A 6,479-nucleotide genomic window follows, 5' to 3' on the forward strand; every position below is an offset into this window, starting at 1 on the left:
TTTTGCCCATTTTGTACAGCCCTCAGGCAGGAATACCTTGTTGATGTATCGAAGAAAATCTTTGAGCCACCGTTTCGACATCGGTGGTAACACCTCCTGGAAATGATGATTTGATCGTTGTTGCTTCCAGGAGGTTTTTGTCATTAGTTATGTTTTTTCCTGCCTGTTTGGTTTAAAAAATGCGAATTAATAAAATTTTGCTTTTATACTGCGTTGCTTGCACCGCAAGAACTTAGGCGATCACCTGCGGAGTTTCTGCCTCAACAGGCTCAATAACAATGGTTACTTTTGCCTTGTTTTGACCCAGAGATATAACCCCGGCAGGCAGTACCAATTCTACATCTTTTGTGATATTCCCCTGGGCTCCACTTATATCCACAGGCTTGGTGCGTATCTCCCCAAGATTGGCCATTACCTCTATAGGACCTGTCATCTGGAGAGTCTTCGGTTCTACACTTTGGCTTTTAACGACAAAACCCTCTGCTACTTCCCCCTGCAGAGCAGCAGTCACTGCTACTGTTTTGACAGGCCCGCTCGTTACCACGGGAAGCTTTACCTGTACAGTACCAGGTTGGACTGTTACCTGCTCCCCGTAATTTTTGGCCAGCTGTACCTTGACCTGTTGACTGATATCATTTTTGGCTCCTTTGATCTCTATTACAGCTTGTACATCTAATATCTCATCCAAGAAACGGCTGGGCGCTTTCACTGTAACTTGTTCTGGGCTGGCAGATGCAGTGCGATATGTAAAACCGGGAGCTGCTTCCCCGCGCACCAGCACCTGTACAGGCACCTGCTTCTCAGACATGACATCCAGGTCTACCTTGATCCGCTCGTGAGAGATGCTGACCACCTGAACACCAAAGGGGGATTCTACCTGTACCGGAAGAAGCTTTTCTCCCACTTCCTGATCGGAGATCTGGACATAAACACGAATGTCATCCCCTTTGACATCCCGCATGATGCTCCTCATCCCCCGTGTGGAAACCTGGACATCAGGAAGAGGAGAAACCAGCACACTTTCAGAGGAAAGGCCGCGCGCCTCCACAGGAAGCGTAAAATCCCTTTTAATAATCGGGTCACGCTGTCCGGCCACATAATACCACAGCATAAATGCCAGAAAAAGTGCCAATAGCTTAAAACCGATATTATTTCGCACACACCAATTGTATACCTTACTGTCTTTCATGATCTTTCACTGCCTTACTGGGACCCAGCATGTCCATCAATTTCTGTTCGAGATCCCCTCTCCTTAAGCCCCGAAAAAGCCTGCCGCTTTCTGCCAGAGAAATCGTCCCGGTTTCCTCGGAAACCACAACTGCCACTGCATCGCTTTGCTCTGTGATCCCCAGGGCAGCGCGGTGCCTTGTTCCTAGCTGTGAACTGATAAAGGGGTTTTCTGTCAAAGGCAAGTAACAGGCAGCAGCCAGGATACGATTGCCCCCGATGATCACTGCCCCGTCATGGAGAGGGGTATATGGCTCAAAAATATTCACGATCACCTCTTCGGAGACCAGAGCATCCATCTTCACTCCGCTCTCCACATACTCCACCAGCCCTGTTTCTCGAGTGAAAACAAGCAGAGCGCCTGCATGTCGACGGGAAAGATTTTCAGCTGCCAGGGCTGTATTATGTGCTATATGTCTGGCTTCTTCCTCAGCCAAAACGGATCTGCGCCCAAAAAGGCTGCCTCTCCCCAACTGTTCCAAGGCCCGCCGTAGTTCCGGCTGGAAAACAACCGGAAGAGCCACAGCCAGGGCTGTCCACGTCTTCCCCACCAGCCAGTTGATTGTTGTTAAATGAAATTGGGCACTCAAGGCACCGGCAATCAACAGCACAGCCAGACCTTTCAAGAGCTGCACAGCACGTGTTCCTTTGATCAACAGCAAAAGCTTGTAGATTACAAAGGCAACTATTAGAATGTCGATAAAGGTGCGTAAATCAAGATAATTAAAATACGCTAAAAACCTGGATAGATTTGACATATAGATTCACCTGTATAAGATCTTCATCTAAATATACACTATCGAGCATACATCTGACAAATAAAACCTGCAGGAAATGTCGTATATGCTGACAACTTAGGACAAAAGGGTTAAGATAATAATACAACTAGAATAATAGCACATCCATATATGTTATTAATATCAATAGACCAATTATCAGATTACTTTATGGCATTAATTGGTTAACACATCGCAGAAATGGAGGGAAAGCTGTGGAAACAGGTCTGATGAGAGCGTTCGCAGCTTTGAAACACCGTAATTTTCGCATCTTTTGGACAGGACAGCTAATTTCCCTCATCGGTACCTGGATGCAGAACCTGGCTCAGGGGTGGCTGGTGCTTACACTGACAAATTCCCCCTTTCTGCTGGGATTGGTGAGTGCGGTACAGTTTACACCGATGCTGCTTTTTTCTCTGTTTGCCGGAGTAGTAGCTGACCGCCTGCCGAAAAGGAAGATCTTAATATTAACACAAAGCGGTTCCGCACTGACAGCACTCATCCTGGGTCTGCTGGTTCTTACAGGAAAGGTGCAGTACTGGCACATTTTAGTTATGGCCGGTACTTTGGGTACAATCAACTCTCTCGATAGCCCGACACGCCAGTCTTTTATTGTAGAACTGGTAGGAAAACGTGATTTAATGAATGCCATTGTTTTGAACTCCACCGCTTTTAACGGCGCCCGAATTATCGGGCCTGCCATAGGTGGACTGACCATCAATATTCTTGGAATAGCTGCCTGTTTTTTGGTGAATGCAGCCAGTTACCTGGCGGTGATCTGTGGTCTTCTGGCACTGCGTGTAAAGGATGCGGCAAAAGACAGCAGCCCACAGGAAATGGTCCTGACTAAAATCAAGGAAGGGCTGCAGTACATTCGCCAAACACCGGTGATCCTGCACACCCTGGCGCTGATGATAGTAATGAGTATTTTCGCTATGAATTTCAATGTTCTTATCCCTGTGCTGGCCCGCGATACTTTAGGGCTGCAAGCCGACGGATACGGTTTCCTCTTGTCTGCCATGGGTATTGGGTCCCTAGTGGGCGCTCTTTTTATGGCAATTGTAAGTCATTTGGGGCCACAGCAGTATATAATAATAGGAGGAGCCACAGGACTGGCTCTCTTTCAGCTGTTGTTGGCATTCAATCATTCTTATACCATGGCACTGCTCCTGCTGGGATTAACCGGTATTGCCATGTTATCCTTTATCACATCAGTGAATACCACACTGCAGTTGAATGCCCCTGATCATCTTCGGGGAAGGGTGATGAGCGTATATACCCTGGTTTTTCTGGGGCTTGCTCCACTGGGAAGCCTGTTCAGCGGATCTGTTGCCCATGTTGGGGGAGCACCTGCCGGTCTGGCTGTAGGAGCGATTATCGGTATGATCAGTATATGTGCTGTCCTTATCTGGGGAAAGCATAATCCGATCCCAGCCCTGGATAATAACCATGACGAATCCATATCCTGATTATTTCATAAATAATAACAGCAGGAGATCAATATTAAGTCACGAAGAAATAACTGATCCTTTATCAAAGATAGGGGGTGCCCTGTGTGAAATTGAGGAACTGGCAGCTGCCATTGGCAATCGTTCTGTTTATGACGGGGATTTTGCTGATGTCAGCGCTTAGCGCCTTGCAAAGTGAAGCTGATCCCCGCTCCCAGTCAAAGGCACAGAACCTGATCGCCATGATCGAAACACAGGAAAAAGAACTGAAAGATTATGAAAAAACTATCGAGGCCAGAAGAGAGTCATTGGCAAAACATCAAAAAGACATTGCTTCAGGAGAAATTGAGGTGCGAAGCTTACAGTCAAAACTGGACCATATGAAAACCCTTTCCGGCATAACTAATGTAGAGGGAAAGGGGATCATGGTTTTTCTGGATGATAATACTAAGGCTATGAAATCGCCAAAAGCAAAAACCCGGAGCAAACCAAACCGGAGGACTTCTTGATTCACGACAAACACCTTCTCTATATCGTTTATGAACTGCGAGTGGGAGGGGCAGAAGCCATCTCTATCAATGGGCAGAGGATTGTATGCTCATCCGATATCAGGTGTATGGGAACAACCATCGGGGTGAATACCATTGCCATCGGGCCGCCCTTTGTGATCAGGACGATCGGTGATCCTGATCGCATGTCCAAGGTTTTGGAAACGAAAACCAGCCAGTACAACATCTTGAAAATGGCGGGTTATCCAGTGCGTATTGAAAAAAAGGACAAGGTAACCATCGGGTCCTATAAGGGAAGTTACCAGTTTAGTTATACAGAACCAAAGGGGGAACAATAAATGTGGATTCCAATTCTAGGGCTGCTGATTGGGCTGATCATCGGTTCTGCCCTCAATGTACCTATTCCGGGGGCCTATGCCAAGTATCTTTCTATAGCAGTTCTGGCAGCACTGGACTCCGCCTTTGGTGGTGTCAGGTCGATCTTCGATGAAAGATTCGATGCCGCTATTCTGCTTACAGGATTCTTTGCCAATGCCCTGCTTGCGGCCCTGCTCGCCTACCTGGGTGACCAGCTTGGTGTGGACCTTTATCTGGCAGCCGTCTTCGCCTTTGGTGTCAGGCTCTTCCAGAATCTAGCCATCATCAGGAGGGAACTGCTCTCCAGATGGGTCGAAAAACGAAAAATTGCACGGGCAAAGAGGGATAATCATGAATAAATTAAAAAACTGGCAGGTCCCTGTTTTTGTTACCTTTTTACTGCTGGGTCTGCTCATCACAGTGCAGTTTCGCTCCCAGCAGAACTATTTGCGAGATCTACCTCAACAAAAAATAGAAGACCTGATCTTAATGTTGAATAAAATCAATGATAAGAAATCTGAGCTGGAAAAGGAACTGGGCGACCTGGATAGGCAACTGCGCCTGATCAGCACCAATGTTTCTGAGGAAGAAACTTTGACCAAACAGCTGCGCAAGGATATTACCAAACAAAAAATGGCCCTGGGAACTGTACCTGTAAAGGGCCCGGGCATCACTATTACCATCGATGCCGATCTTGTTTATATAGATGTAATCGATATCATCAATGAACTCTGGAACTCTCAAGCAGAAGCCATTGCCATCAATGACCGCCGAATTACCGGTTGGTCGAAGATTTATTGGAACGAACCGACCAGCGCCCTCACGGTCGATGGAGAAGTTATTACCTACCCTTGCACGATTAAAGCCATAGGTGATCCGGAAAAGCTCGATTCAGGACTGCATCTTCTGGGAGGTGTGCTCGACAGTCTAGCCATCTATAATATTCGTCCCACGGTCAAGAAAGAGAATTTAATTGAATTGCCGGCTGCTGATTACCCCAATACCTACTACCTGAAACCAAAACTTGAGGAATAACGGTGAGACACGGGGACGGTTCTCGCGTCTCACTCGCGTCTCACGATGAATGAGGTGACAAGAGGGTGACAAGAGAACCCGTCCCCGTGTCACCCGTCACGATGAAAGAGGTGACAAGAGGAACCGTCCCCCTGTCACCTTTATTACACTACTGGCGCCTCATCAGAAAGTAGTTCATGCTGTCTGTCAAGGCCTGCCAGCTGGCTTCGATAATATTCTCAGAGACACCTACTGTGCTCCAGGTTTCTGTTGAATCCGCGGATTCGATGAGCACACGTACCTTGGCACTGGTTCCATCCTTACCATCCAGAACACGCACCTTGTAGTCCACAAGGTGCATCTCTTTGAGAGCAGGATAAAAACCCTCCAGCGCTTTTCTGAGGGCATTGTCCACAGCGTTCACGGGGCCCTCCCCCTCTGCTGCTGTATGCATCACCTGGTCACCCACCCGCAGTTTGATGGTGGCCTCGCAGTTGATGCTCTCTTCCCCTCCGCCATTGGCAGGGCGCTTTTCCACCAGGATTTTCAGACTTTCCAGGGTAAAGAACTCCCCATCCTCTCCTATACCCCGCCGCAATAACAGTTCCAGGGATGCATCCGCCCCCTCGAACTGGTAGCCGCGGTGCTCCAGTTCTTTGATCTCATTGCTCAAACGACGTGTTGAATCGCTGCCCTTGAGTATATCCAGCCCGAATTCCCGAGCCTTAAAGCTGATATTGCTCGCTCCGGCCAGCTCAGACACCAGAACACGCCTCCTGTTTCCCACCAGTTCCGGATCCATGTGTTCATAAGTGCATGGATTCTTTAAAATAGCGTTGACATGGATCCCCCCCTTATGAGCAAAAGCACTGGAACCCACAAATGGCTGGCTACTCAAGGGGGTCATATTGGCGATCTCACTGACATAGCGGGACACCTCTGTAAGCTGCCGCAGAGCAGCACTATCCAGAGAACAAAACCCCATCTTCAGCTGTAAATTGGGGATCACCGAACAGAGATTGGCATTCCCACACCGCTCCCCAAAACCGTTGATCGTTCCCTGAACCTGTCTCGCCCCATACCTGACAGCCATCAGGCTGTTGGCCACAGCCAGTTCCCCATCATTACTGAACATGAATCGCCCAGTG

At 48.1% G+C, this 6,479-nt stretch carries 9 protein-coding genes; 6 read left to right on the top strand and 3 right to left on the bottom strand.

Features of this window, described 5'->3' with window-relative positions; translation table 11 throughout:
• Positions 1–232 precede the first annotated feature (232 nt).
• Together SSCH_RS02525 and cdaA are read right to left on the bottom strand one after the other, a co-directional pair.
• Positions 233–1,189 carry a CdaR family protein gene (locus SSCH_RS02525; RefSeq protein WP_044664097.1) on the bottom strand — a complete coding sequence of 319 codons (957 nt, stop codon included), beginning with the start codon at positions 1,187–1,189 and terminating at the stop codon, positions 233–235.
• Positions 1,176–1,985: a diadenylate cyclase CdaA gene (gene cdaA / locus SSCH_RS02530; RefSeq protein ID WP_044664098.1), complete on the bottom strand. Its 810-nt coding sequence runs from the start codon at positions 1,983–1,985 to the stop codon at positions 1,176–1,178. Before cdaA ends, SSCH_RS02525 begins: the two co-directional genes overlap by 14 nt.
• A 248-nt stretch (positions 1,986–2,233) precedes the next feature.
• On the opposite strand from cdaA, the gene SSCH_RS02535 reads away from it, so the two are divergent.
• Genes SSCH_RS02535 through SSCH_RS02550 form a run of 6 tightly spaced genes read left to right on the top strand, consistent with a single transcriptional unit; the run spans position 2,234 to position 5,352 of the window.
• The gene (locus SSCH_RS02535; protein ID WP_044664101.1) at positions 2,234–3,472 is read left to right on the top strand and encodes an MFS transporter; all 1,239 of its coding nucleotides are present in this window, start codon (positions 2,234–2,236) and stop codon (positions 3,470–3,472) included.
• Positions 3,453–3,635 carry a hypothetical protein gene (locus tag SSCH_RS18000; RefSeq protein WP_156972045.1) on the top strand — a complete coding sequence of 61 codons (183 nt, stop codon included), beginning with the start codon at positions 3,453–3,455 and terminating at the stop codon, positions 3,633–3,635. Before SSCH_RS02535 ends, SSCH_RS18000 begins: the two co-directional genes overlap by 20 nt.
• Positions 3,622–3,960, top strand: a complete 339-nt coding sequence (locus SSCH_RS16075) for a hypothetical protein (RefSeq protein ID WP_156972046.1) — start codon at positions 3,622–3,624, stop codon at positions 3,958–3,960. The genes SSCH_RS18000 and SSCH_RS16075 overlap by 14 nt, the downstream gene beginning before the upstream one ends.
• Positions 3,957–4,298, top strand: a complete 342-nt coding sequence (locus SSCH_RS02540) for a DUF881 domain-containing protein (protein ID WP_052835223.1) — start codon at positions 3,957–3,959, stop codon at positions 4,296–4,298. The genes SSCH_RS16075 and SSCH_RS02540 overlap by 4 nt, the downstream gene beginning before the upstream one ends.
• Positions 4,299–4,676 carry a small basic family protein gene (locus SSCH_RS02545; protein WP_044664099.1) on the top strand — a complete coding sequence of 126 codons (378 nt, stop codon included), beginning with the start codon at positions 4,299–4,301 and terminating at the stop codon, positions 4,674–4,676.
• Positions 4,669–5,352 (top strand): DUF881 domain-containing protein, encoded by a 684-nt coding sequence (locus SSCH_RS02550; RefSeq protein WP_044664100.1) that lies wholly within the window; start codon positions 4,669–4,671, stop codon positions 5,350–5,352. Before SSCH_RS02545 ends, SSCH_RS02550 begins: the two co-directional genes overlap by 8 nt.
• A gap of 148 nt (positions 5,353–5,500) precedes the next feature.
• Here the strand turns inward: SSCH_RS02550 and SSCH_RS02555 are convergent.
• Positions 5,501–6,479: alpha-isopropylmalate synthase regulatory domain-containing protein (locus SSCH_RS02555; RefSeq protein ID WP_044664102.1), on the bottom strand; the 979-nt coding region annotated here is incomplete at its 5' end.

The sequence above is a fragment of the Syntrophaceticus schinkii genome (assembly GCF_000946815.1).
GTDB lineage: Bacteria > Bacillota > DSM-12270 > Thermacetogeniales > Thermacetogeniaceae > Syntrophaceticus > Syntrophaceticus schinkii.

Coding starts and splice junctions, on each gene's coding strand:
- SSCH_RS02550 (WP_044664100.1), top strand. CDS start 4,669: ATGAATAAATTAAAAAACTGGCAGGTCCCTGTTTTTGTTACCTTTTTA.
- cdaA (WP_044664098.1), bottom strand. CDS start 1,985: ATGTCAAATCTATCCAGGTTTTTAGCGTATTTTAATTATCTTGATTTA.
- SSCH_RS02545 (WP_044664099.1), top strand. CDS start 4,299: ATGTGGATTCCAATTCTAGGGCTGCTGATTGGGCTGATCATCGGTTCT.
- SSCH_RS02525 (WP_044664097.1), bottom strand. CDS start 1,189: ATGAAAGACAGTAAGGTATACAATTGGTGTGTGCGAAATAATATCGGT.
- SSCH_RS02535 (WP_044664101.1), top strand. CDS start 2,234: ATGAGAGCGTTCGCAGCTTTGAAACACCGTAATTTTCGCATCTTTTGG.
- SSCH_RS16075 (WP_156972046.1), top strand. CDS start 3,622: ATGTCAGCGCTTAGCGCCTTGCAAAGTGAAGCTGATCCCCGCTCCCAG.
- SSCH_RS18000 (WP_156972045.1), top strand. CDS start 3,453: ATGACGAATCCATATCCTGATTATTTCATAAATAATAACAGCAGGAGA.